General features: G+C 72.0%; 1 protein-coding gene. It reads right to left on the bottom strand.

Annotation, left to right across the window (positions count from 1 at the left end; genetic code table 11):
• Positions 1–2,626 (bottom strand): CARDB domain-containing protein (locus AB1578_23285; GenBank protein ID MEW6490822.1); only part of this gene is annotated, 2,626 nt, incomplete at both ends.

Genomic DNA, 2,626 nt, shown 5'->3' on the forward strand with positions numbered 1-2,626 from the left:
GGCCAGGGGCACCGAAGCGCTGAAGGCCCCCGTGGCGGTGACCGCCGCGGGAGGTACGAGGGCGACCTGGGTGCCGTCCCGGTAGAAGAGGACCTCGGTGTCCTTCTCGGCGGTCCCCGAGACGGCCACCGTGGCCTTGTTGGTCGTGATCCCGCCCACCGGCTGGGTGATGACCGGGGCCCCGGGGGGATCCAGCGCCACGGTGACCGTGTACTCGAGCCCGGTGGCGTTGCCCAGGGTGTCGTAGGCGGCAATCCCGAGGACGCGGGCGCCGTCGGCCTCGGCGACGAGGTTCCAGGCGAAGGAGTAGCTCCCCGAGCCGCTGGTGTCGGTGCGCTTGAGCACCCCGTCCACCCGAAACTCCACCCGGCTCATCCCTGCCGGGTCGGAGGCCGTAAGCGTTACGGTGCCGGGCTTTCGGAGCACCTGCCCCCCGGCCAGCGGCGCGCCCTCCCACCGGACGTTCGAGACCGCCGGCCCCTCGGTGTCGGGCACCGGGGTGGCCGGCACCGTCGCGACCTCCTTCGTCTCCCCTCCCGAGAGGTTCACGGCGGTGACCGCGACGTAGTAGGTCCGGTTGTTGGTGAGACCGGCCACCTTGGCGCCGGGGACGGTGCGGGTCGTCCGGGGCGTCATCCCCTCCACCGAGGTGAAGTCGGCCTCCCCCACGTAGACGGCGTAGTGCTTGACGTACTGCGCCGGCTCCACCCCGGCCCAGGAGATGTCGACGTAGCCGCTGTGGGGGGTCACGGCGACGCCGGTGGGGTTGGGGAGGAGTTGCTCCAGCACGAAGACGGCGGTAACGGACTTGTCGGCGTCCATGGAGAGGGTCGCGGGATTCCCGGCCCCGGCCAACGCGCCCTCCCATTGGCTGAAGACCCAGTCCGGCTGGGGCACGGCGGTTACGTGGACCGCGGTGCCCTCCTCGTAGTCCGGGCCGGAGGGGTCCAGGACCACGGTGCCCCAGCCCTTCGCGCCCGTCGCGAGGCGAAACTCTCGATGTACCAGAACGGGCGGCGAGACCGCCCCGTTGTCGGCCTCGTCCGCCTCTGCCAGGGAGCCCGCGGCGTCCACGGCAAGCACGACCCAATAGGTTCCCTTCGTCACGTTGGGCAAGGGGAAGACGATGCTTTGTTCGTAGCTTGCCCCTGGCGCGAGCTCGGCGGGCCGGGCGGCGCACCCCAGGAGCACGTCGGCCCCGGGCTGGTCGTCGGGGGAGAGGTAGAGGCAGTCCTGCCACGAGCCCGAAGCGGCCACCAATCCGTCGTTGCTTACGGCCCAGGTGACTGCGATGGATTGGCGCGCCCAGACCTCCGGCGGCACCGCCAGTGCCCCGGCCACGAGGTTGGGCCGGCTGATCTCCACGGGCCCGGCCGAGGCGGCGTTGTTCGCCCCGTCGGCCTCGGCCACGCGGCCTTCGGCGTCCACCCGCAGGTGGACCCAGTAGGAGCCCGCAGGCACTGGGGGGAGGACCACCTGCGCGAGCCGGTCGTAGGAGGCGCCCACGGCCAGGTTGGGTGAGTGCTCGTAGCAGCCCAGCGCCGTGCCTCCCCCCGCCTCGGGATCGGAGGAGAGGTAGAGGCAGTCCTTCCAGGGGCCGCCGGCGTGGTATGAGCCGCTGTTGGCGACGCGCCAGCTCACGGCGAGGTGCCCCCCGGTGCCCCCTGCGGGGGACGTTTGCAGCTCGAGGGCCACCAGGTCGGGCAGCAGGATCCGAAGGGTTCCCTGGTAGGCCGATCCCATGGCATTGCCGGCCAGATCCGAGACAGCCGGGCCCACCCCGATGGAGTAGTCCCCCGGCGTGCTCTGCGCCGGCAGGGGAATGCGCCAGACGTTGCCGCCCAGGGGCTCGGGTTCCCCGGCCGGGATCGGCCCCAGCGGCCCCGCGACGGTTACGTCTTGCGCCCGAAAGGAGGCAGGCGCGATCGCCTCGCTGAAGCCCACGTCCACGAACGAGAGATGCTGGGTCCAGTTCCCGGACGGGCTCTGGGACACGACCCGCGGGGCCGTGGTGTCGATGGTGAAGGTGCCCCGGTATACGTCGTCGGGGTCCTCGCCGCCGACCCGGTCGCCGTCCTGGTCCATTTCGAGCCCGGTCGGCCCCAAGATGTGGGGCCCCACCAGGAGCACGTACTCTCCTTCGGCGTGCTGCGGGTCGAAGGAGATGCGCCACGTGTTGCCCTCGTGGAGAACGGGATCTCCACTGACGGAGATGTGCTCTCCCGCGGGGCCGGAGAGCCGCACGTCCTCGGCCGTAAACGTTGCCCCGTCGATGGGCCGGTGAAAGGTGACGTCCACGAAGGTCACGGGGTGGTTGACGGGCCCGTCGGGGGCGTGGGAGAGGAGGTACGGCGCCTCGAGGGGCTGGAGATGGATGGTGCCCGCAGCGCCGGGCTGGAACCCCGTGCCGCCGGTCACGGTGATGTGGGTCTCGGGAAAGGCAGCTATGTCGCCGTAGTACACCGCCACCCGGCCCCCGGCGCCGCCCCCGGCGTGGGTGCTGCCGCCGTTGCCCCCGTCGGCCGTGATCGCCCCCGCGCCTGCCAGCGTCCCCGCCGTCAGGTGGATGCTGCCCCCGGAGCCCCCACCGCCCCGATATGCGCACCCGGTGCCGACACACTTGCCC

This window comes from Thermodesulfobacteriota bacterium (assembly GCA_040756475.1).
Classification (GTDB): domain Bacteria; phylum Desulfobacterota; class Deferrisomatia; order Deferrisomatales; family JACRMM01; genus JBFLZB01.